22 protein-coding genes are annotated in these 23,021 nt (G+C 35.8%); 18 read left to right on the forward strand and 4 right to left on the reverse strand.

From position 1 onward, the window contains the following. The first annotated feature begins 18 nt into the window (after positions 1–18). From J3T98_RS10405 to J3T98_RS10485, 17 genes are all read left to right on the forward strand, one after another. Entirely contained in the window at positions 19–672 is a 654-nt protein-coding gene (locus J3T98_RS10405) for a DUF4310 family protein (protein WP_065561829.1), read from the forward strand. 49 nt (positions 673–721) lie between these two features. Then, on the forward strand, positions 722–1,858 hold the full coding sequence (locus J3T98_RS10410; protein WP_267362802.1) for an amidohydrolase/deacetylase family metallohydrolase: 1,137 nt from the start codon (positions 722–724) through the stop codon (positions 1,856–1,858). After that, entirely contained in the window at positions 1,836–2,975 is a 1,140-nt protein-coding gene (locus J3T98_RS10415) for a DgaE family pyridoxal phosphate-dependent ammonia lyase (protein WP_267362804.1), read from the forward strand. The genes J3T98_RS10410 and J3T98_RS10415 overlap by 23 nt, the downstream gene beginning before the upstream one ends. Next, positions 2,975–3,715 (forward strand): 2-dehydro-3-deoxy-phosphogluconate aldolase, encoded by a 741-nt coding sequence (dagF, locus tag J3T98_RS10420; protein WP_267337638.1) that lies wholly within the window; start codon positions 2,975–2,977, stop codon positions 3,713–3,715. The genes J3T98_RS10415 and dagF overlap by 1 nt, the downstream gene beginning before the upstream one ends. A gap of 3 nt (positions 3,716–3,718) precedes the next feature. After that, positions 3,719–5,638 carry a BglG family transcription antiterminator gene (locus J3T98_RS10425; protein ID WP_267362807.1) on the forward strand — a complete coding sequence of 640 codons (1,920 nt, stop codon included), beginning with the start codon at positions 3,719–3,721 and terminating at the stop codon, positions 5,636–5,638. Positions 5,639–5,933: 295 nt separating this feature from the next. Then, positions 5,934–6,443: a 23S rRNA accumulation protein YceD gene (yceD, locus tag J3T98_RS10430; protein ID WP_065561834.1), complete on the forward strand. Its 510-nt coding sequence runs from the start codon at positions 5,934–5,936 to the stop codon at positions 6,441–6,443. Between the two features lie 4 nt (positions 6,444–6,447). Beyond that, positions 6,448–6,615 carry a 50S ribosomal protein L32 gene (gene rpmF / locus J3T98_RS10435; RefSeq protein WP_025316508.1) on the forward strand — a complete coding sequence of 56 codons (168 nt, stop codon included), beginning with the start codon at positions 6,448–6,450 and terminating at the stop codon, positions 6,613–6,615. Positions 6,616–6,648: 33 nt separating this feature from the next. After that, a complete protein-coding gene (gene plsX, locus J3T98_RS10440; protein WP_081303428.1) occupies positions 6,649–7,695 on the forward strand; it encodes a phosphate acyltransferase PlsX in 1,047 nt (348 codons plus the stop codon). Positions 7,696–7,699: 4 nt separating this feature from the next. Continuing rightward, the gene (locus tag J3T98_RS10445) at positions 7,700–8,653 is read left to right on the forward strand and encodes a beta-ketoacyl-ACP synthase III (RefSeq protein WP_065561835.1); all 954 of its coding nucleotides are present in this window, start codon (positions 7,700–7,702) and stop codon (positions 8,651–8,653) included. Positions 8,654–8,688: 35 nt separating this feature from the next. Next, positions 8,689–9,624 (forward strand): ACP S-malonyltransferase, encoded by a 936-nt coding sequence (fabD, locus tag J3T98_RS10450; RefSeq protein WP_065735198.1) that lies wholly within the window; start codon positions 8,689–8,691, stop codon positions 9,622–9,624. A gap of 18 nt (positions 9,625–9,642) precedes the next feature. Next, on the forward strand, positions 9,643–10,377 hold the full coding sequence (fabG, locus tag J3T98_RS10455) for a 3-oxoacyl-ACP reductase FabG (protein WP_065561837.1): 735 nt from the start codon (positions 9,643–9,645) through the stop codon (positions 10,375–10,377). Between the two features lie 150 nt (positions 10,378–10,527). After that, positions 10,528–10,761, forward strand: a complete 234-nt coding sequence (acpP, locus tag J3T98_RS10460; RefSeq protein WP_025316503.1) for an acyl carrier protein — start codon at positions 10,528–10,530, stop codon at positions 10,759–10,761. Between the two features lie 153 nt (positions 10,762–10,914). After that, complete coding sequence (gene fabF / locus J3T98_RS10465) at positions 10,915–12,159, forward strand: beta-ketoacyl-ACP synthase II (protein WP_065561839.1); 1,245 nt, start codon at positions 10,915–10,917, stop codon at positions 12,157–12,159. Positions 12,160–12,390: 231 nt separating this feature from the next. After that, complete coding sequence (locus tag J3T98_RS10470) at positions 12,391–13,482, forward strand: glycerol dehydrogenase (RefSeq protein WP_267358005.1); 1,092 nt, start codon at positions 12,391–12,393, stop codon at positions 13,480–13,482. Between the two features lie 166 nt (positions 13,483–13,648). Then, complete coding sequence (dnaE, locus tag J3T98_RS10475) at positions 13,649–17,128, forward strand: DNA polymerase III subunit alpha (protein ID WP_267358004.1); 3,480 nt, start codon at positions 13,649–13,651, stop codon at positions 17,126–17,128. Between the two features lie 220 nt (positions 17,129–17,348). Continuing rightward, positions 17,349–18,308, forward strand: coding sequence for an acetyl-CoA carboxylase carboxyl transferase subunit alpha (gene accA, locus J3T98_RS10480; protein WP_065561842.1), 960 nt, complete (start codon positions 17,349–17,351; stop codon positions 18,306–18,308). Positions 18,309–18,326: 18 nt separating this feature from the next. After that, complete coding sequence (locus J3T98_RS10485; protein ID WP_416380065.1) at positions 18,327–18,698, forward strand: diacylglycerol kinase; 372 nt, start codon at positions 18,327–18,329, stop codon at positions 18,696–18,698. 69 nt (positions 18,699–18,767) lie between these two features. On the opposite strand, the gene J3T98_RS10490 is transcribed toward J3T98_RS10485, so the two are convergent. From J3T98_RS10490 to metK, 4 genes are read right to left on the reverse strand one after another with little or no spacing between them, the layout of a single operon-like run. Further along, positions 18,768–19,610, reverse strand: a complete 843-nt coding sequence (locus J3T98_RS10490; RefSeq protein WP_267358001.1) for a 23S rRNA (adenine(2030)-N(6))-methyltransferase RlmJ — start codon at positions 19,608–19,610, stop codon at positions 18,768–18,770. Beyond that, the gene (locus J3T98_RS10495; protein WP_267337634.1) at positions 19,604–20,221 is read right to left on the reverse strand and encodes a hypothetical protein; all 618 of its coding nucleotides are present in this window, start codon (positions 20,219–20,221) and stop codon (positions 19,604–19,606) included. The genes J3T98_RS10490 and J3T98_RS10495 overlap by 7 nt, the downstream gene beginning before the upstream one ends. 14 nt (positions 20,222–20,235) lie before the next feature. Beyond that, complete coding sequence (locus J3T98_RS10500) at positions 20,236–20,739, reverse strand: SprT family zinc-dependent metalloprotease (RefSeq protein WP_267357999.1); 504 nt, start codon at positions 20,737–20,739, stop codon at positions 20,236–20,238. Then, positions 20,723–21,874, reverse strand: a complete 1,152-nt coding sequence (gene metK, locus J3T98_RS10505) for a methionine adenosyltransferase (RefSeq protein ID WP_065561847.1) — start codon at positions 21,872–21,874, stop codon at positions 20,723–20,725. The genes J3T98_RS10500 and metK overlap by 17 nt, the downstream gene beginning before the upstream one ends. A gap of 205 nt (positions 21,875–22,079) precedes the next feature. On the opposite strand from metK, the gene murI reads away from it, so the two are divergent. Beyond that, on the forward strand, positions 22,080–22,907 hold the full coding sequence (gene murI, locus J3T98_RS10510; protein ID WP_267357996.1) for a glutamate racemase: 828 nt from the start codon (positions 22,080–22,082) through the stop codon (positions 22,905–22,907). The last annotated feature ends 114 nt before the right edge of the window (positions 22,908–23,021 follow it).

Genomic DNA, 23,021 nt, shown 5'->3' on the forward strand with positions numbered 1-23,021 from the left:
TATAGGGAACAACACATTATGAATACTCAAACAACCATTAATAAAAGTTTTTGGTATGCAGATTGGTCTTTCCCTATTCTTTGTGGATTACTCTCTGCTGGTATTTTTGCTGGGACGCATACTTTCTATGTATATGGTATTGGCGCTTTTAATGAAATTGCCTTTGTTGCAATGCTTAAATCAGGAATGACAACGGGCGACTATGGCGCTGTAGCAGCTTTTGGGGCGAGCTTTTTATTTGCACGTGTTATTGAAGGATCGCTAGTTGGTATCCTTGATATCGGCGGTGCACTACAAACCGGTATTGGTTTAGGGGTACCTGCGCTGTTATTAGCTGGTGGCTATACATTGCCAATTGAGAATTTTTTTGTGGCATTAGTAACAGGTTTAATTCTCGGTTTAGCAATAGGCTTAATTATCATCCTGATACGTAAATTTACCGTTAACAGTGGCGGTGGCTCAACCTTTGGGGCTGATGTCATGATGGGCGCGGGGAATGCTTCAGGTAGATTTCTTGGTCCAATGATTATTTTATCAGCTATGGTTGCTTCTATTCCAATCGGTATAGGTTCACTGCTTGGTGCACTACTATTTTATGTGTGGAAAAAGCCTATTACGGGTGGTGCAATCTTGGGTGCCATGATCTTTGGTGGTATCTTCCCAATTATATAACGTCATGTTCCCCTCTATTTATAACATGGTGGAGGGGTTGGATTAAATTATGTATGACTTAATTATAAAAAATGCCAAACTTATTAATGATTCAGTAACTGATATCGCTATTAACCATGGCAAAATTGTTGAAATTGGCAAGGATATAACAGCCCCATCTGAACAGGTGTTGGATCTAAAAAGTCAACACTATATCAGTGCTGGTTGGATCGATTCTCACACTCACTGCTTTGCGCGCTCACCTATATATCATGATGAACCCGATCTAATTGGTGTTAAGGCTGGGGTGACGACAGTTGTTGACGCCGGCAGTGTTGGTGCCCTAGATATTGATGAGTTTTATGATTTAGCTATGCAAGCTAAGACTCATGTTTATTCTTTTTTAAATATCTCAAAAATTGGCTTAATAAGGCAAAATGAGCTTGCTGATATGCAAGATGTTGATGTTGCGTTATTTGACAAATCACTCGCTAAATATCCTCATTTTATTATTGGAATAAAAGTTAGGATGAGCCGTAGCGTTGTTGGTGACAATGGTATTTTACCATTAATCAAAGCGAAAGAGATGCAGAAAAAGACTGGTTTACCACTGATGATTCATGTTGGTAATAATCCTCCTGAACTTGATGAAATTGCAGATTTATTAACTAAAGGCGACATTATTACTCACTGTTTTAATGGTAAACCAAATCAAATATTCGATAAACAAAATAATCTGCGAGATTCAATTAAACGCGCTATTGAGCGTGGCGTCATTTTAGATATTGGTCATGGCGGTGAAAGTTTTAGTTTTGCTGTTGCCGAGCGCGCTAAATGTTTAGATGTTTATCCTAACACTATCAGTTCTGATATTTATTCTAAAAATCGCTTACAAGGCCCAGTATTTAGCTTGGCTAATGTCATGAGTAAATTTATTTGTTTAGGTTATAGCAAAACTAGAATTATAGATAGTGTGACGAAAAATGCGGCACAAATATTGCATTTAAAAAACAAAGGAGAAATAGCAATTGGCTATGATGCTGATTTGACTATTTTTGATGTAAGAAAGCAGACTGTTTTGTTTACTGATTCAGAAGGTGATGTGCGTGAATGTCATGAGCAGTTTGTTCCTTTGGCTTCTATCGTTAATAATATTATTGAAATAATACAAGAAGGTAGTGAAAATGAGCTCAGAATCTCAAACTGAAAAAGAAATATACAGTAAATACCATTTGAAAAAAGTGATTAATGCTTCCGGGCGAATGACTATTTTAGGTGTATCAACCCCTAGAGCAGAAGTGGTTGATACCGTATCTCATGGTTTGAATGAATATTTTGAAATAAAAGATCTTGTTGATAAAACAGGTCAATACATTGCTAAATTACTTAATGTAGAAAATGCTGTAGTTGTGTCCTGTGCTTCTGCTGGAATTGCGCAAGCTGTCGCGGGTTTAATTGTTAAAGATGATCGTGATCTGCTATTTAATCTCCATAGTTCAGATAAATATGTACCTCGTGAAATTATCGTTCCCAAAGGACATAACGTTAATTTTGGTGCTCCTATCGGTACGATGGTGTCTTTGGGTGGTGGGATTGTCGTTGAGGCGGGGTATGCGAATGAGTGTAAACCAGAGCATATTGAATCACTAATTAATCCTGATACTACAGCTATTTTATATGTTAAATCACACCATTGCGTGCAAAAAAGTATGTTATCCGTAGCTCAAACCGCCACGATTGCCAAAAAATATAATATTCCATTAATTGTTGATGCTGCTGCAGAAGAGGATTTGCAAGCCTATTATCAACAAGGTGCGGATTTAGTTATCTATAGTGGTGCAAAAGCAATTGAAGGGCCGACTAGTGGATTAGTCATTGGTCGTCATCAAGCAATTGAGTGGCTTAAACTTCAGTCTCAAGGTATTGGAAGACCAATGAAAGTGGGGAAAGAAGGTATTTTAGGTTTAACAAAGGCTATTGAATTATATATTAATGATCCAAAACAAGAAACTGGACAAGAAATGGTTTCTAAAATGACACCATTTATTGAAAAATTAAATTCAATTGATGGCATATCAGCAAAAGTTGTTTGGGATGGTGCAGGGCGCGATATTGCTCGAGCCGAAATATCATTTGATTCAAAAGTTATTGGTAAAACCGCAATTGAAATGATTGAGCTGATGAAGCAAGGTGAAGTTGCAGTCTATTTTAGGGAATATAAGGCCAATGAAGGCAAAGTAGATGCAGATGTTCGCAGTGTCACTGCCGAACAGCTTGATATTATCTATAACAAAATTAAAAAAATTATCCAAGGAGTAAAATAATGCAATTAACACCAAATTATTTTAATGACCGTGTCTGTTTGAATGTACTAGCCAATTCAATTGATAATGCGCGTGCTATTTATGAAGCCGCTCAAACTTATGTTGTTGTTGGCGTCTTATCAAAAAACTATCCAGATAATGATCAAGCAATCACTGATATGAAAAAATATGCTTTAGCCATTGATAATGCAATTTCAGTTGGCCTTGGCGCGGGTGATCCAAATCAATCTAACATGGTGTCTGAAATATCAGCCGTTCTTCAGCCTCAACATGTCAATCAAGTTTTTACTGGAGTAGGAACAAGTCGCGCTTTGTTAGGGCAAAAAGAAACTGTAATCAATGGACTTGTATCACCAACAGGTAAAGTGGGCTTAGTTAATATCGCAACCGGACCATTAAGTTCAAAATCACCCGCTGCAATCGTACCTGTTGAAACCGCTATTGCGTTATTAAAAGATATGGGAGGGAGCTCTATAAAATATTTTCCTATGGGTGGTTTAAAACATGTAGATGAATATGAATATGTAGCTAAATGCTGTGCTGAATATGATTTTTATCTAGAACCTACAGGGGGAATAGATTTAGACAATTATGAAGCCATTTTGAAAATTGCTTTAGATGCAGGTGTAAAAAAAGTGATTCCACATATTTATACGTCAATTATTGATAAAGAAACTGGTGCGACAAGAACTGAAGATGTTAAACAACTTTTAGCTATTACGCAAAAATTAGCAGGATGAGTAATGGCATCTAAATTGCTATTCCCTTATCAACGATTAGCTTATATTTTTGATACGATAAAAAATGAATTGCTACCTCAAAAAGAGCTAGCAAATCGTTTTTCAGTATCGATAAGAACTATTCGTTCGGATATTTCTGCTTTAAATGATGTGTTACAAACTTATGGTGCGCAGGTTGATTATATTAAAAATATTGGTTATCGCCTTGTAATAGTTGATTCTAACCTTTATGCAACAATACCCATCGTTCAGCAAATTGAACGGGTTCCTCGCACTAATAAAGAACGTGTTTCCGCCTTACTTATTGCATTTTTAACACAATCTAAATCTGTAAAATTGGATGATATTGCTGGTGAATGGTTTTTAAGCCGTAATACATTGCAAAATGATGTTATTGAAGTTAAGCAGTATTTAGACAAATACCATTTATCGCTCGATAATCGTCCTTATTCTGGTATGCGATTAGTCGGAGAGGAATCAGCTATCCGAGCTTGTTTAACTGATATTTTATGGCGACACCATATAACGGGCGATACTATCAATGTTAATCGTTTAATACAGGCAATATTGCCTGATATTGATTTAGAGTATCTTGAAAGCCTATTACAAGACCAGTTTGAACGCTTTGAATTGAAATTAACTTCGGAAGGGCAAGGGTATTTGCTCTATTGTTGTGCAGTCTCGATAACTAGAATTACGCAAGGTCATGAATTATTGGACTATCAAGTGGATCATATTGATTCTACAGTAATTGGAGCTGCACGAGAGGTCTCTGAAGGCTTTTCTTATTTTTTAGGCAGTGCACTTTCAGATGCTGAATTTAATTATTTATGTGTGCAGATTATGTCGCGCACTATTATGCAATCACCTAATCAAGCTAAAAGCCTAGAGTTATTTGAACATATCTTGTCTTATATCAATGATTCTTATCACTATAATTTGAAAGATGACATGAAACTTCGCCAAGATATGTTAATCCATATTTCATCGATGCTATCTCGGATCAAGTATAAAATTCATACTTCCAATCCATTACTACATGAAATTAAGCAATATTACCCTTTTGCCTATGATATTACTTTATCAGCATTAGCGAATATTCATAAATTTACTGATGTTAAAATGACTGAAGATGAAATTAGTTATTTAGCAATTCATATAGGCGTCGCATTAGAGCGTAACTATAGTGCTGGATATGAAAGATTAGTGCAAATTTTACTCGTTAGTGAATTAGGTAATGCCACCTTGCGTATGATTGAATCAAAGATTAAACGAGATTTCCCTCATATTTTAATTAAACGAACGCTTTCTTATCGAGAATACGAGCAGTTAACTCATATTGAGGAAGATTTTGTTGTCTCTACCGTTCGCTTGACCGAAAAAGATAAGCAAATAGTAAAAATAGCGCCATTTCCAACACCTTATCAACTTGAACAATTAGGGCGATTGTCTATGGTAGATCGTACAATGCCATATATTATTGAGCGCTTTTTTAATGAAAAGTTTTTCCTAATTATTGATAGGCCAATGACACAAAATGAACTGTTTCAGATAATTTGTCAGCGCCTTGAGAAATCAGGATATGTTGGATCAGATTTTCATCCATCGGTGGTGGAGCGAGAGAATATTGTATCAACCTTAATTGGTGAAAATATTGCTATTCCCCATTCAGTAGGGTTGTTGGCTAAAAAGACAGTGGTAACAACTATTTTGGCTCCTCAAGGTATTGAATGGAATAAAAATGAGATTGCGCATGTCATTTTCTTATTAGCAATCAGTAAAGATGAATATGAAGATGCAATGCGAATCTATAATTTAGTGGTTAATTTTGTTAAAGAAAGATCAACTAAGCGGTTACTAAATAGTCGAAATTTCGATGATTTTCAAGCCATAGTAAAAGACAGTTTTGGGCGGCTATCATAATTAATTTGCTTTAAATTTGAAATTGAGAAAGCGATTTCTATTAAGTGAATAGAATTTCAATGATCAAATAAATAACGATTTTGGATATTAAAAACCCCGCTCCTCAACTTTTTTTTCTAATACTAATGTCAGGAAATAAAAATGATAAATATTAAAGGAATAATTAATAATGAAAACAAATTATCTTGTGCTTACCCATTGACGAAACAGTGATTTAAAGGTAATATGCGCGCCTTATGGCTTTGTGTGGTTTTTAGCTGCACTTAATAATTTTTAAGGTAGACATGCATATCTTATGCAAAATAAATTACCATTAACAATTGACCCAATCAAAGCAGCACAAAAAAGACTTGATTATGTTGGATATTATCCAGCAAAAAGTGCAACGAGGATTGAAAGTCCAAAAAGTGATATCGAATGTCATCTATCTTTTGATTATGATGAACAAAGACTTTGCGTTATCACCATTGATGCAAAAATGACGCTTGAGTTGATTTGTCAGCGTTGTTTTAAACCTTTTATCACTGAAGTCCATGTGATGAATAAATTCAGCCCTGTTAAGAGCGATGCTCAAGCAGAGGCATTACCGGAACATTATGAACCCGTTTTAGTTAACGAGTTTGGTGAAGTAGATATATTAGCGTTAATTGAGGACGAAATTATTCTCTCATTACCAATTGCGCCGGTGCATGATAGTAAACACTGCGAAGTGTCAGAGGCAGATATGGTATTTGGTGAAATTCCAGCGGAGAATGAAAAACCAAATCCATTTGCAATTTTAGTTAGTTTAAAGAATAAGGGGTAAATCCATGGCTGTTCAACAGAATCGTAAAACTCGTGCAAAACGTGGTATGCGTCGTTCTCATGATGCATTAACTGTTGCTAATATCTCAGTTGATGAATCAGGTAAAACACATTTACGTCATCACGTAACCGCTGATGGTTATTATCGCGGTCGTAAAGTGATTTCTAAATAATTATTTAGTAACTAGAAATCTTCAGGTGACATTTTGGATAATCTAACCATTGCGTTAGATGCTATGAGCGGGGACTTCGGTCCTCGTATTGTTGTTCCTGCTGCAATTCAAGCATTACACCATTATCCAAACCTTTCTATCTTTCTTGTCGGTGATTTAAAGGAAGTTGGCTTTTTTTTATCTAAAGAAAATGCAAAGCTGGTTACTCAATATCAAGAAAATGGTCGTTTGATGTTAACTGAATCTACTGCGATCATCGCTAACGATATGAAACCATCATATGCAATTAGGCATAGCCAAGGTTCCTCAATGAGGATTGCATTAGAGTTAGTGAAAAGTAGTAAGGCTCAGGCTTGTGTCAGTTCCGGTAATACTGGTGCGTTGATGGGGCTATCTAAGTTGTTGTTGCATTCTTTAACTGGTATCGATCGCCCGGCATTAGTTGCCACCATTCCTGCGTTAAATAACCAAAATACTGTTGTGCTTGATTTAGGTGCTAATGCAGAATGCGATAGTGATATGCTAGTGCAGTTTGCCATAATGGGCGAAATACTAGCAAAATCAGTCCTTCATATTAAAAATCCGCGCGTTGCTCTGCTTAATATTGGTGAAGAAGATATTAAGGGGCTAGATAAAATTCGTGCTGCGGCGTCTATTTTGAAAGCCAATGATCAAATTAATTATATCGGTTATTTAGAAGGCAATGAGCTGTTGACCGGTAAAACTGATGTGCTTGTTTGTGATGGTTTTGTTGGTAATGTGACGCTCAAAACAGTAGAAGGATTAATCAAAATTTTCATGTCATCATTTAAAATGCTATTAGGGCAAAACTCATTAATTATGAAATTTTTGAGTAAATGGCTTCAACGAAAAATAGTAAAAAATTTTGGTTATTTAGATCCTGGACGATATAATGGTGCCTGTTTACTTGGACTTCAAAGTATTGTGATTAAAAGTCACGGTAGTGCCAATCAAAAATCATTTTTTGCAGCAATTGAGCAAGCTATTTTAGCTATCGAAACGAATATACCTGAGAAGATTGCCAATAGTCTTTCTTCTGCACTACCTAAGAGCGAATAATTAGATGTATACAAAGATATTAGGAACAGGAAGCTATCTTCCAAAACAAATAAGAACCAATGCCGATCTTGAAAAGATGGTCGATACTAGTGATGAATGGATAACTACCCGTACTGGTATTAAAGAAAGACGCATTGCTGCACCCGATGAAACCGTTACTAGTATGGCTTATGAAGCGGCGATTAATGCGATTGAAATGGCGAAAATCGATAAACAAGAGATTGGTTTGATTATTGTTGCAACAGCAACATCGGTTAATGCTTTTCCAAGTTCAGCTACTGAATTACAGGCCAAATTGGATCTGGGTGATGTAATTGCATTTGATGTATCAGCTGCTTGTTCAGGATTTATTTATGCGCTTGATATTGCGGATAAATATGTGAAGAGTGGTGCAATTAAATATGCCTTAGTGGTTGGCTCAGATATGTTAACTCGTGGTGTTGATCCAAGTGATCGCGGGACAATTATTATTTTTGGTGATGGTGCAGGAGCTGTTGTAGTGGGTGCTTCACAAGAACCAGGAATTATTGCTTCTCATCTTCATGCTGATGGTCGTTATGGTGAATTGTTAAAATATCCATATGTCGATCGTCGTTCACTTAATGATCCAGTTTATATGACAATGCATGGCAATGAAGTATTTAAAATTGCAGTCAAAGAACTTTCAAATTTAGTCGATGAGCTATTATCCGAGAATGCATTTAATAAATCAGATTTAGATTGGTTAGTTCCTCATCAAGCTAATTTACGAATTATTTCAGCTACGGCTAAACGTCTTGATATGGATATGAGTAAGGTTATTGTGACGCTTGATAAACAAGGTAATACTTCTGCTGCATCGGTACCTTGCGCTTTAGATGCAGGTGTGCGAGATGGCCGTATTAAACGAGGGCAGTTAATATTGTTAGAAGCTTTCGGCGGTGGTTTCGTTTGGGGCTCTGCACTCGTTAAATTTTAATTTATAACTTATTTTAAGTAATCAAGGATTTCAAAATGACCAAATTTGCAATGGTATTTCCAGGACAAGGCTCACAAGCTGTAGGTATGTTAAAAGATCTTGCTGAAAACTATCCAATTGTGAAGTCAACTTTTGATGAAGCTTCACAAGTGCTAGGTTATGATTTATGGGCTTTAGTGCAAGATGGTCCTGCTGAGGAATTAAATAAAACTTGGCAAACTCAACCAGCATTACTTGCTTCATCTGTTGCTATTTACCGTGTTTGGCAAAGTATTAATGGTGCTCAACCAGAATTTATGGCAGGCCATAGTTTAGGCGAATACTCAGCATTGGTATGTGCTGGCGTAATTGATTTTAAAGATGCAATTAAATTAGTTGAGCTACGTGGAAAACTAATGCAAGAAGCTGTACCAAGTGGTACAGGGGCAATGTTTGCTATCATTGGTTTAGATAACGATTCGATCCGTAAAGCTTGTGACGAAGCAGCTCAAGGTCAAGTCGTTGCACCAGTTAATTTTAATTCACCAGGTCAAGTTGTTATTGCGGGTAACAAAGAAGCGGTTGAACGAGCAGGTGCTCTGTGTAAAGAGGCTGGCGCTAAACGAGCATTACCACTGGCAGTTAGCGTGCCTTCACATTGTGCTTTGATGAAACCAGCCGCTGATAAATTAGCGGTAGCATTAAATAATATCACATTCAATGCCCCTAAATTTGCAGTAATTAATAATGTTGATGTTAAAGTTGAAACATCAGCAGACAAAATCAAAACAGCATTAATCGCTCAGCTATATAGCCCTGTTCGTTGGACTGAAACAGTAGAGGATATGGCAAAACAAGGTGTAACAATGTTAGTTGAAATCGGACCAGGCAAAGTTTTAACTGGTTTAACTAAACGAATCGTTGATTCATTATCGGCTTATGCTGTTAATGATAAAGCATCATTAGATGTTGCGATAGAAAATACTAAATAGAAGGTAAAAGGGGTAGTTATGAACCTATCAGGAAAGATTGCTTTAGTTACTGGCGCAAGCCGTGGGATCGGGAAGGCAATTGCAGAAAAATTAGTTGCTTGTGGCGCAACCGTTATTGGAACTGCAACAACCGAAAAAGGTGCTCAAGCCATAAGTGAATATTTAGGCACTAAAGGTAAAGGTTTAGCACTAAATGTGACCGATGAAGGATCTATTGAATCAGTTATTAATACAATTAAAACGGAATTTGGTGATATTGATATTCTCGTTAATAATGCAGGTATCACTCGTGATAATTTATTAATGAGAATGAAAGAAGATGAGTGGCAAGATATTTTAGATACTAATTTAACGTCTGTATTCCGCTTATCAAAAGCATTAATGCGTACTATGATGAAAAAACGTTATGGTAGAATTATTACTATAGGATCTGTTGTTGGTACTATGGGTAATGCAGGCCAAGCTAACTATGCGGCTGCAAAAGCTGGATTGATTGGGTTTAGTAAATCATTAGCTCGTGAAGTTGCATCTCGAGGTATTACGGTTAATGTGGTAGCACCAGGGTTCATTGCAACTGATATGACAGAAGCATTGACTGATGAACAAAAGGCGTTAACATTAGCACAAGTGCCAGCAGGGCGTTTAGGTGAACCCGCTGAAATTGCTAATGCAGTCGCGTTTCTTGCTTCTGATGAGGCATCTTATATTACGGGTGAAACTTTACATGTCAATGGCGGCATGTATATGGTGTAATTGATCAGAATAGTGTAAAATGAGTCAATAATTTCACGTTTTGAACAAAAAATAAGCAATTGGGTTGAAAAATGATTGGCATCTTTTTCAACATTTTATAAACTTACATTCACCGCCACTTTCGGCGATATTTATAGGAAAAAAAAGAGTATGAGCACTATTGAAGAGCGAGTTAAGAAAATTATTGTTGAGCAACTTGGTGTTAAAGAGGATGAAGTTAAAAATGAATCTTCTTTCGTTGAAGATCTTGGCGCTGACTCTCTTGATACAGTTGAATTAGTTATGGCTTTAGAAGAAGAATTTGATACTGAAATTCCTGATGAAGAAGCTGAAAAAATTACAACTGTACAATCAGCAATTGATTATATTACTGCAAATCAATAAGGTTAGCAGAGTTTTCATAATAGGCGGTCAAATGATCGCCTAGTTTGTATTTATATCTCTATTTTTATAGAGTGGATTCCAATTCAATTTTGAAAACTCATAAAAAATTTTCAATGATTCAAATTTCATTTCAATCCTTTTCTGGAGGACAATGTGTCTAAACGCAGAGTTGTTGTTACTGGAATGGGCATGATATCTCCAGTAGGTAATACAGTTGATTCTACTTGGCAAGCTTTATTAGCAGGTCAAAGTGGTGTAGAACTTATAGAACACTTTGATACAGCCCCTTTTGCAACGCGCTTCGCAGCGATGGTTAAAAACTTTGATGGCGAAGATTATAATATTTCACGTAAAGATGCTCGTAAAATGGATTATTTCATCCAATACGGTATTGCAGCAGGTATGCAAGCAATGCAAGATGCGGGTATTGAAATTACGGAAGAAAATGCAGAGCGAATCGGTTGTGCTATCGGTTCAGGTATTGGTGGACTAGGATTAATTGAAGAAAATCATAGTGCATTAGTTAATGGTGGACCACGTAAAATTAGTCCTTTCTTTGTACCATCGACTATAGTAAATATGATCGCTGGCCACTTATCAATTATTTACGGATTAAAAGGTCCAAGTATTACTATTGCTACCGCTTGTTCTTCTGGCGTACATAATATTGGTCATGCAGCGCGTATGATTGCATATGGTGATGCCGATGCGATGTTAGCTGGTGGTGGTGAAAAAGCGAGTACTCCTCTTGGTATCGGTGGTTTTGGGGCTGCGCGTGCATTGTCAACTAATAATGACAACCCAAAAGCTGCAAGTCGACCATGGGATAAAGATCGTGATGGTTTTGTGCTTGGTGACGGTGCAGGTATCATGTTCCTAGAAGAATATGAACATGCTAAAAAGCGTGGTGCTAAGATTTATGCTGAAGTAGTTGGTTTTGGTATGAGTGGTGATGCTTATCATATGACTTCACCTCCAGCGGATGGAAGCGGAGCGGCATTAGCTATGAAATGTGCGATTCGTGATGCAGGAATAACACCTGAACATATTGGTTATATTAATGCTCATGGTACATCAACTCCTGCTGGTGACAAAGCTGAGACTCAAGCAGTTAAAAGCATTTTTAAAGAAAATGCCAACAAAGTAATGGTAAGTTCAACTAAATCAATGATTGGGCACTTATTAGGTGCAGCTGGTGCGGTTGAGTCTATTTTTACTGTACTTGCATTACGTGATCAGGCTGTTCCTCCAACAATTAATTTAGATAATCCTGATGAGGGATGTGATCTTGATTATGTTCCACACACAGCTCGTCAAGTGAAAAACTTAGAATATGCTCTTTGTAATTCATTTGGCTTTGGTGGTACTAACGGTTCAGTCTTATTCAAGAAGATTTAATCTCCATTTTTCCCATCACGATTTGGTGATGGGAAGTAACTATTTCCTTTTTTCATTTTTCAATAATACATTTCACAATAAAAAATGTGGCATACACCTCATTTTTTAAAATATTTAGTAGTATATTAATAATAAAAGCGTATGTTTTAATCTAATAATATAGATAGAAATATTTCTTAAAATAATAAGATTTATCTATGCAGGATTTTTTATTTTTTAGGAGCTGTTATTATGATTACTACTGCACTTTTTCCAAATCGTTACATTCAAGGTTTTAATGCAATTGAAAATAGCCTAGGCCAAGAGTTAGCAAGGCTTGGAAAAAAAGCATTATTACTTGAAAGTCCATCTGCACATAAAAACTTATCTAAAACTATCGAAAAATCACTATCAGGTAATATTGAAAGTATCGTCGATATTTTTAATCGAGAATGTAGCGATGAAGAGATTGCAAGGATAATTGAGTTAGCTAAATCTCAAAATATTGATGCGATTGTGGGTATAGGTGGGGGGAAGGTTATTGATACAGCGAAAGCGGTTGCAGCAACTATTAACTACCCTTGTGTTGTGGTCCCTACGCTTGCCTCTACAGATGCACCTTGTAGTGCTTTATCAGTAATTTATACGCCAACTGGTGAATTTAAAAGATATTTTGTGTTACCTAGAAATCCTGATGTAGTATTAGTTGATTCAAAAGTTATCGCTAATGCTCCTGTAAGATTTTTAGTTGCCGGTATGGGAGATGCTTTAGCAACATGGTTTGAGGCCGAAGATTGTAGACAATCAAAAGCTGGGAATATGACTGGAAGACCAGGTCCAATGACTGCATTTGCGTTATCAAAATTTTGTTTTGAAATATTACTTAACTATGGTGTTCAGGCTAAAAATTCTTGTGAACAAAAAGTCGTAACTCCAGCCCTAGAACATGTAATTGAAGCTAATACACTTCTTTCAGGATTGGGGTTTGAAAGTGGTGGGCTTTCAGCTGCCCATGCCATTCATAATGGATTTACAGCATTAGAAGCAACGCATAATTATTGGCATGGTGAAAAAGTAGCATTTGGTACGCTTGCTATGTTAATGCTAATCGATAGCGATCCAGAAATGATCGAGACTGTTTATCATTTTTGTGAGTCAGTTGGATTGCCAACTACGCTAGCAGAAATTGGATTAGCTAATGTTAGCGATGATGATTTGATGCAAGTGGCAATTTTAGCTTGTGCTGAAGGTGAATCAATTCATAATTCTCCTGCAGAAATTTCTCCAGAAACAGTATTTGCTGCGATAAAAGCAGCTAATGCTGAAGGTTTACGGCGCAAATAACTTTTTATAATTTTTAAGACTAATTTGATTAACTTCCGTTCTTTATAACGGAAGTTTTATTTATTGTTTTATTAGTCGATTATTTTGATAAATAAAGCAATAAGAATATTCGTCTGGTTTGTGCTATAATTGTGGCTAATTTTTTGTGTAATTACTTTTGGTAAATATGACCGAACCTAAGTTTATTCATCTTCATTTGCATAGCGATTTTTCAATGGTTGATGGTATCGCTAAAGTTGGTGCTTTAGTCAATGAAGTAAGTAAATTGCAAATGCCTGCTTTTGCAATTACTGATTTTACCAATCTCTGTGGGCTAGTTAAGTTCTATGGATCAGCCATGGGAAAAGGCATTAAACCCATTATTGGTGCTGACTTAGCAATTAAAAGTTCACAACTAAGTGATGATATTTATCGATTAACAATATTAGCCGCTAATAATACAGGCTATCAAAATCTTACCTTATTAATTTCAAAAGCTTATCAGCGAGGCTATATTGGTGATATGCCTGTTGTTGATCAAGAATGGCTAACTATCCATCGAGAAGGTTTAATCATATTAGCTGGTCGTGAAAGTGATATTGGTATTGGTGTTATTCGCGATAATCAAGCGATTATTGATGAGGCGATCACTTACTATTTAGAAAATTTTAATCAACATTTCTATTTTGAATTAGTCCGTACAAATCGCGCCAATGAAGAGTTATTTATTCATAGCGCAATTAAACTCGCTGAACAATATTCCTTACCGGTTGTGGCGACTAATGATGTGCGCTTCTTATCATCTTCTGATTTTGAAGCGCATGAAATTCGAGTAGCTATCCACGATGGTAATACACTTGAAGATCCAAGTAGGCCGAAAAACTATTCATCCGAGCAATACTTACGATCGGAACAAGAAATGTGCAAATTGTTTTCCGATATTCCAGAGGCATTGGAAAATAGTGTTGAAATAGCTAAACGATGTAATGTGACTATTCGACTCGGCGAATATTTTTTACCACAGTTTCCTACGGGTGATATGTCAACCGAAGATTTTTTGGTGCATAAATCACGTGAAGGTTTAGAAGAGCGGCTTGAGTTTCTTTTTCCTGATCTAGAAGTTCGAAAACAGCGACGTCCTGAGTATGATGAGCGGTTAGAAACTGAATTAAACGTAATAAACCAAATGGGCTTTCCTGGGTACTTTTTGATCGTCATGGAGTTTATTCAATGGTCAAAAGATAATGATATTCCTGTTGGCCCAGGACGTGGTTCAGGAGCCGGTTCTTTAGTTGCTTATGCTCTAAAGATAACTGATTTAGATCCATTAGCATTTGACCTACTTTTTGAACGTTTTCTAAATCCAGAACGGGTTTCAATGCCGGATTTCGATGTTGATTTTTGTATGGAAAAGCGTGATATGGTTATTGATCACGTTGCTGATATGTATGGTCGCGATGCAGTATCTCAAATTATTACATTTGGTACAATGGCTGCTAAAGCAGTTATTCGCGATGTAGGACGAGTTCTTGGTCATCCTTATGGATTTGTTGATCGTATTTCAAAATTAATTCCACTTGATCCGGGTATGACATTAGCTAAAGCATTTGAAGTTGAGCCTCAACTTCAAGAGCTTTATGATAACAACGAAGAAGTTAAGTCTCTCATTGATATCGCCAGACAATTAGAAGGGGTAACTCGAAATGCAGGTAAACATGCCGGTGGTGTAGTAATATCTCCGACTAAGATTACCGATTTTTCTCCTATTTATTGCGATCCCGAAGGTCATCACCCAGTAACACAATTTGATAAAAATGACGTTGAATACGCAGGGCTTGTTAAATTTGACTTTTTAGGGTTACGGACCTTAACCATTATTGATTGGGCTGTTAAAATGATTAATGAGCGCCGATTAAAAGATGGAAAACCACCAGTTGATATTACTCGCATACCACTTGATGATGAAGAATCGTTCCAATTATTATTAAAAGCTGAGACAACAGCTGTATTCCAACTGGAATCGCGCGGAATGAAAGACTTGATCAGACGTTTAAAACCTGACTGTTTTGAAGATATGATCGCTTTAGTTGCGCTATTTCGACCGGGTCCGTTGCAATCAGGCATGGTAGATAATTTTATTGACCGTAAACATGGTCGGGAGGAGGTATCATATCCTGATATAAATCATCAGCATGAATCACTTAAACCAATTTTAGAACCGACCTATGGTATCATCCTATATCAAGAACAAGTTATGCAGATTGCTCAGACGCTATCTGGTTATACACTTGGTGGCGCCGATTTGCTTCGAAGAGCAATGGGTAAGAAAAAACCAGAAGAGATGGCCAAACAACGTTCGGTCTTCAAAGAAGGCGCTGAGAAACAAGGTGTTGATGGTGAACTTTCCATGCATATCTTTGATTTGGTTGAGAAGTTTGCCGGATATGGTTTTAATAAATCTCACTCAGCTGCTTATGCACTCGTTTCATATCAAACATTATGGTTGAAAACGCATTACCCAGCCGAATTTATGGCAGCCGTAATGACTGCTGATATGGATAATACAGATAAAATTGTGGGTCTTGTTGATGAGTGTTTAAGAATGGGGCTGCAAGTAAATCCTCCTGATATTAACAGTGGTCTTTATCATTTCCATGTAAATGATAAAGGCGAAATTGTATATGGTATTGGTGCAATAAAAGGCGTTGGTGAGGGCCCAATTGAGGCTATTGTCGAAGCACGTAATAGTGGTGGTTATTTTAAAAATATCTTTGAGCTTTGTGCTCGAACAGATATGAAGAAAATCAATCGGCGCGTGTTAGAGAAATTAACTATGGCTGGAGCTTTTGATAAATTAGGTCCTCATAGAGCGGCTATTTTGCATAGTATCAATGACGCCATGCAAGCAGCAGATCAGTATGCTAGAGCTCAAACTATTGGGCAAGAAGATATGTTTGGTGTATTAGCTGAGGAGCCAGAACAAGTTGAAAATGCTTATGCTGCTGTTCCTGAATTACCCGAACAAGTATTACTTGAAGGTGAACGGGAAGCCTTAGGTTTATATTTAACCGGCCATCCAGTTACGCAATATTTAAAAGAACTTAATCGATATTCTGGTGGAGTTAGAATAAGTGAAGCGGCTCCAACTGGATGGGGGAAAATGGCAACATTTGCCGGTATTGTTGTTGATGCCAGAGTTCGAATAACTAAAAAAGGTAATAAGATTGGATTATTCACTTTAGACGATAGATCTGGACGAATTGATGGCTTGCTTTTTTCTGACGCATTAGAAAAGTTTGGTCATTTGTTAGTGAAAGATAAAATTTTAATCGTTTCAGGTCAAGTTAGTCATGATGATTTTAATGGCGGATTTAAGATGTCGGTTCGCGATATTGTCGACTTAAAAGATGCTAGGGCTAAGTATGTTAAAGGATTATCTTTAACCTTATCTGACGCTGAAGTTAACCGTCCAATTTTACAGCGATTACAACAAATTATAGAACCTTATCGACATGGTAGTGTCCCGATTAATCTCTATTATCATAGAGAAGATTCTGTAGTACGTCTTCAATTTGGTACAACTTGGCGGATTGTGCCTGAAGATGCGCTAATAATAGAGTTGAAAACTTTATTAGGAAATGAGCGAGTGGACTTTGAATTTGATTAATTAAAAAACAGATTTTTTTATTTAATGGTTGCAGTTAACCTATTAAAAGCTAGCTGTGCCATTTGGAATGTTGATGTTCATTAATAATAAATATTGGTGACTTCAATGATTATTACATAGTAAAATTGACTTAATTTTATTTTAATAAATAGTCAGTATACTAAATTTAGTAATGTATTTTAACTAAATACAATTAATACAAGAGGCAATCATAAGCGTTATGAATAATTTTTTGGAATTTGAAAAGCCGATAGCGGAATTAGAAGCAAAAATTAATTCCTTAAAGAATATTGATTCGCAACAAGTTGAATTGGATATCAATTTAGATAAAGAAATTAAACAGTTGAATCAAAAAAGTCGTGAGTTGACTAAGAAGATATTTTCAAATTTATCACCTTGGGATGTAGCTCAATTAGCCCGACATCCTAATCGCCCTTATACATTGGACTATATTAATGAAATTTTTACCGACTTTGATGAGCTGGCCGGTGATAGAGCTTACGCAGATGACAAAGCAATTGTTGGTGGAATAGCTCGTATTGATGACCGACCTGTTATGGTTATTGGTCACCAAAAAGGTCGTGAAACTAAACAAAAAATTTATCGTAATTTTGGTATGCCTGCTCCTGAAGGTTATCGTAAAGCATTGAGATTAATGCAAATGGCTGAGCGATTTAAATTACCTATTATTACCTTTATTGATACACCAGGTGCTTATCCTGGTATTGGCGCAGAGGAAAGGGGGCAAGCTGAGGCGATTGCTCGTAATTTACGTGAAATGTCTCGTTTAAATGTACCAACAATTTGTACTGTTATTGGTGAAGGTGGCTCTGGTGGAGCACTTGCAATAGGTGTGGCCGATAAAGTTAATATGCTCCAATATAGCACTTATTCTGTTATTTCTCCTGAAGGTTGTGCGTCTATTCTTTGGAAGAGCGCAGATAAAGCACCAGTGGCGGCTGAAGCAATGAATATGACTGCAGATAAATTGATAAAACTAAAACTTATTGATGCAGTTATCCCTGAACCTTTAGGTGGTGCTCATCGAGATTATAGTGCTGTTGCAGCCTCACTTAAAAAGCAATTATTATCTGATCTTGATGAATTAGGTAGTTTGGAGTTGCCTGTGCTTCTTGAAAGAAGGTTCCAGCGTCTGATGAATTATGGCTATGTAAGATAATTTTAAATTTGGGAAGTTATTGTGAAAAAAGCAACAGGACTACAACGTATTATCAATGCGACGAAGTACTCATTAAAGGGATTTAAATCAGCTATCATAAATGAAGCAGCGTTCCGACAAGAATTAATTTTGTTAATTCTTGCTTATATTATTGTAATGCTTATTGATTTTTCTATTTATGAGCGAATTTTATTAGTTGGTTCAATAGGCTTTGTGATGATAGTTGAACTCATTAATAGTGCCATTGAATGTGTGGTTGATAGAATTGGAAGTGAGCGACATGAATTATCTGGTCGAGCAAAGGATTATGGCTCCGCGGCTGTTTTTCTTTCATTACTTTTGACTTTAATATTATGGGTTTATCTCTTTGCTTGCCATTTCTTCCCTTAGTAGAGATTTTTGAAGTTTTAATAAAAAATGCGAGAAAATCTCGCATTTTTAACTTAAAAATAGCTTAAATTATTCACTAACAAGTTCTTTGATAAGATAATTTCCTGTTTTCTCTGTATCAAGAATGTTTTTTAACCAAGGCATAATTGTGTGCATTTGCTCATTTAACTTCCAAGGTGGATTAATCACAATCATACCTGAAGCTGTCATTCCCTTCTGATTATTATCGGGTTTTACTGCCAATTCGAATTGTGAAATTCTTTTAATACCTGAATTAATAATTTGCTCAATCATCTTTTGTGTTTGAGTTCTAGAGACAACTGGATACCAAATTAAATAAACCCCGGTTGCAAAACGTTTATATGCTTCAATTAATGCTTTTGGGATTTTTTGATAATCATCTTTTATCTCATATGATGGATCTATCAAAATAATACCACGTCGTGATTCAGGGGGTAATTTTGATTTGAGTTGTGCAAATCCATCTTCTTTAAATACTTTAGCTCGCTTATCTTTACTAAATTCTTGTCTTAATAAGGAATAGTCAGTTGGGTGAAGTTCAGTAAGATTAAATTTGTCTTGCTCTCTTAGTAATTGCTTAGCAATTAAAGGTGAGCCTAGATAATATTTTAAATTATCGAAAGGATTATAACGCTTCAGAACAGATAAATAGGTGTTAAGTAGTTCTGGCGTATCAGATTGTTGCCAAATTAAATTGATTCCTGATAAAAACTCTCCAGTTTTTTCAGCATGTTCACTTTGTAGTAAATAGCGACCAGCGCCAGAATGTGTATCTAAATATAAAAAAGGCTTTTCTTTTTCTTTCAATGCATTAATACATAACGTCAATACAATGTGTTTTAACACATCTGCATGATTTCCCGCGTGATAGCTATGACGATAGCTTAACATGGCTTGTTTAACCTCTCTTGTTCATTTTTTTGCATATAAAAAGTTATTAATGCAAGACTTAAAAGACAAGGTATTTCCATTAACTCTTCAATAAGATCTTTTCTTTCGTTACTTAGGACTAAAAATTGATGACCAATACGATGATGTTCAGCAATATCTGCAATTCCTAAAAAGAGAAATGCAAAAAAGATGTGCCAGACAGGAATTTTTTCAAATTTATAACGGCGAACAATCTCTTGACGGATTGTCGGTAAAAATATTGTTAAAAAAGGTATTCCAATTAAGATACCAGCAATTATTTTATAGTAGAAACGGGGTACCTCAGGGAAAAAGTCACGCCCCCAGCTGATTCCTCTGCCAAAAAGCATAAACCACCAGAAAATTGTCCAAACCCAAAATTTGTAAAGATTTACATGATTCTTGACCTTTTTAGCATATAAATATGTGTAACAGCACATAAATAATAAGAAAAGAGACTGTAAATGTTCGACCAAGCTAACTGTCAATTTTCCATACAATGGAATGAAAAAGTTACCTGCTATATATAAACAAAAGCTTAAAATAACAATAATCGTGGAACTTTTGTAAAAATGTGTATCAAAATTAGGCATGTTTTACTTCAAAATTAAATAGATATTTTAAGTTTTAGTATAGTACCGCATTTACGGCATTGATAACTAGTTTTATTCTTTCGAATTTTGTTATGTCGTATTGGTGATAAATAATGTTCTTGGCAATTACAAATATAGACATATTCGTTACGTTTAATATTAAAATTATGAGTAACTTTAGGTTCCTTTTTCATTATTTCAGACATGATATATTGCCATTCTTGTCCATGTGGTTTTACTTTTCCAAATTTTTGAAAGGTAATGAGATGTGCTAATTCATGAGGAACAACTTCATTAACAAATTTTTCTCCATTCTCATTAAGCATTATGCTATTGAGTTGAATTTCCCAGCGAGTTAAAAAAGCGCATCCAGCAACACTACCTTTAGGTTTATAACTGACTTTGGGTTCTTTATAATTAGTATTTAATATATTATTGGCTTGAGTTAAGTGAGTTCTTAAACAAGCCAATACTTGATTATGGAGATAAATTGGAATTCGTTTATAATCCTGCTGCATCTCTAAGAATGGCTGCTTTATCTGTTTTTTCCCAAGGGAATATATCTCGACCAAAATGGCCGTAAGTTGCAGTTTTTTGATAAATTGGTTGGATGAGATCTAGCATTTGAATTAATCCGTAAGGTCTTAAATCAAAAAATTCTTTAATTAGAGATATAATTTTATTATGCTCAATTTTTTCAGTACCGAAAGTATTGACATAAATTGATGTTGGGTTAGCAACACCAATTGCATAAGAAACTTGTAGTTCGCATTTATCTGCAAGTCCCGCTGCAACAATATTTTTAGCAACATATCTTGCTGCGTAGGCAGCGGAACGGTCTACTTTTGAAGGATCTTTTCCAGAAAACGCACCACCACCATGACGTGCTGCACCGCCATAGGTATCAACAATAATTTTTCGGCCGGTTAAACCACAATCTCCCATAGGACCACCAATTACAAAACGTCCTGTAGGATTGATAAAATATTTTGTTCTTGAAGTTAGCCATTCCGTTGGTAACGTTGGTTTAATGATTTCTTCCATGACGGCTTCATGTAGAGCTTTTTGTTCAATACCTTCTGAATGCTGGGTTGATAAAACCACAGTATCAACACCTTGGATTTTTCCGTTTTGATAAATTAAAGTAACTTGGCTTTTTGCATCAGGTCTTAACCAAGGGAGGGTGCCATTTTTTCTCACTTCAGCTTGGCGTTGCATAAGGTCATGGGCATAACTAATTGCTGCAGGCATTAAATTAGGCATTTCGTTTGTAGCATAACCAAACATGATACCTTGGTCACCAGCCCCTTGTTCCAAAGGATTCTGCCGATCAACACCTTGATTAATATCTGGTGATTGTTTACCAATAGCATTTAGAACAGCACAAGAATTAGCATCAAACCCCATTTCTGAGCTGGTATAACCAATATCATTAATCGTTTTTCTAGTTAATTCTTCAATATCTACCCAAGCAGAAGTTGTAATTTCTCCGCCAACTAATGCCATACCAGTCTTTACGTAAGTTTCACAAGCCACTCGAGCTTTAGGATCTTGCTCTAAGATAGCATCTAAAACTGCATCAGATATTTGATCGGCTATTTTATCAGGATGACCTTCTGATACAGATTCTGAAGTAAATAAAAATTCTGACATGTGTTACCTTCTTTAACTTATTTAGAGCAATGCTCTAAATATAATCGTATGAAATACTTATGTTTGGCAGTTTTACCATCTAGACGTCTATTTTAATGATTTATTCTGTAAAAAGCCAGTACTACCTTAAACAAAATTGCTTGCATAAAATTTTAATCAATTTAGGATATGGCTCGATTAATTTTTTAACCTTCGTTAACTGCATATGAATATTGTAAAAAAAACTCCAACAGTATTAGTTTTTGATTCGGGTATTGGTGGGTTATCTATTTATAATGAAATTTACAATAAAATACCCTATTTACGGTATATCTATGCCTTTGATAATGAGATGTTTCCTTATGGTGACAAATCCTCTGAATTTTTAATTAAACGAGTAAGTCATATAATAGATACAATTATAGAATCATATTCAATTGATTTAGCCGTCATTGCATGTAATACCGCAAGTACTATTTGTTTACCTAGTTTACGCTCAAAGTTTTCTTTTCCTATTGTCGGTGTTGTACCTGCAATTAAACCTGCAAGCATGATTACTAAAAATAAATGTATTGGGTTATTAGCGACGAAAGCTACAATTCAAAGAGCATATACAAGTAATTTAATTAAAGAGTTTGCTCCTGATTGTAATGTTAAATTGCTTGGTTTATCTGAATTAGCTTATATAGCAGAGAATAAATTACAAGGCATTGCTGTTGATATGCAGCAACTTGAGATGCTAATGCAGCCATGGCTCAATCTACCAGTCATTCCTGATACAATTGTGCTTGGTTGTACTCATTATCCATTTATTAAAGATGAACTTAAACTACTTTTCCCTAATACGACTTTTATTGATTCGGGAAATGCGATCGCTTCTCGAGTTTATTCATTACTTAATGAGCGATTTGATCTAAAGAATGTTACAGCACAATCTTCAACAGACAATATTGTCTTGAGCACATTATGTAACCAACAAGTTAAAAAATTGATGGAAAAATTATCTAAATATAATCTTGATAAATATCAGAGAATTAGTGTATTAGATGATTAAAGCTTATTCGAACGATTAATAAATTGCTGTTTTTCACTTGCCAAAAAAAAAGAAGTGCCTATAATGCGCATCCACTGACACGGCGTCAGCGAAAGCAGGCGATAATGAAGTTGG

The sequence above is a fragment of the Gilliamella sp. B2772 genome, assembly GCF_026536985.1.
Lineage (GTDB): Bacteria > Pseudomonadota > Gammaproteobacteria > Enterobacterales > Orbaceae > Gilliamella > Gilliamella apicola_E.

Bases quoted from the DNA above. Each gene is read 5' to 3' on its own strand.
- J3T98_RS10405 (WP_065561829.1), top strand. From the start codon at position 19: ATGAATACTCAAACAACCATTAATAAAAGTTTTTGGTATGCAGATTGG.
- J3T98_RS10410 (WP_267362802.1), top strand. From the start codon at position 722: ATGTATGACTTAATTATAAAAAATGCCAAACTTATTAATGATTCAGTA.
- J3T98_RS10415 (WP_267362804.1), top strand. From the start codon at position 1,836: ATGAGCTCAGAATCTCAAACTGAAAAAGAAATATACAGTAAATACCAT.
- dagF (WP_267337638.1), top strand. From the start codon at position 2,975: ATGCAATTAACACCAAATTATTTTAATGACCGTGTCTGTTTGAATGTA.
- J3T98_RS10425 (WP_267362807.1), top strand. From the start codon at position 3,719: ATGGCATCTAAATTGCTATTCCCTTATCAACGATTAGCTTATATTTTT.
- yceD (WP_065561834.1), top strand. From the start codon at position 5,934: ATGCAAAATAAATTACCATTAACAATTGACCCAATCAAAGCAGCACAA.
- rpmF (WP_025316508.1), top strand. From the start codon at position 6,448: ATGGCTGTTCAACAGAATCGTAAAACTCGTGCAAAACGTGGTATGCGT.
- J3T98_RS10445 (WP_065561835.1), top strand. From the start codon at position 7,700: ATGTATACAAAGATATTAGGAACAGGAAGCTATCTTCCAAAACAAATA.
- fabD (WP_065735198.1), top strand. From the start codon at position 8,689: ATGACCAAATTTGCAATGGTATTTCCAGGACAAGGCTCACAAGCTGTA.
- fabG (WP_065561837.1), top strand. From the start codon at position 9,643: ATGAACCTATCAGGAAAGATTGCTTTAGTTACTGGCGCAAGCCGTGGG.
- acpP (WP_025316503.1), top strand. From the start codon at position 10,528: ATGAGCACTATTGAAGAGCGAGTTAAGAAAATTATTGTTGAGCAACTT.
- J3T98_RS10470 (WP_267358005.1), top strand. From the start codon at position 12,391: ATGATTACTACTGCACTTTTTCCAAATCGTTACATTCAAGGTTTTAAT.
- dnaE (WP_267358004.1), top strand. From the start codon at position 13,649: ATGACCGAACCTAAGTTTATTCATCTTCATTTGCATAGCGATTTTTCA.
- accA (WP_065561842.1), top strand. From the start codon at position 17,349: ATGAATAATTTTTTGGAATTTGAAAAGCCGATAGCGGAATTAGAAGCA.
- J3T98_RS10490 (WP_267358001.1), bottom strand. From the start codon at position 19,610: ATGTTAAGCTATCGTCATAGCTATCACGCGGGAAATCATGCAGATGTG.
- J3T98_RS10495 (WP_267337634.1), bottom strand. From the start codon at position 20,221: ATGCCTAATTTTGATACACATTTTTACAAAAGTTCCACGATTATTGTT.
- J3T98_RS10500 (WP_267357999.1), bottom strand. From the start codon at position 20,739: ATGCAGCAGGATTATAAACGAATTCCAATTTATCTCCATAATCAAGTA.
- metK (WP_065561847.1), bottom strand. From the start codon at position 21,874: ATGTCAGAATTTTTATTTACTTCAGAATCTGTATCAGAAGGTCATCCT.
- murI (WP_267357996.1), top strand. From the start codon at position 22,080: ATGAATATTGTAAAAAAAACTCCAACAGTATTAGTTTTTGATTCGGGT.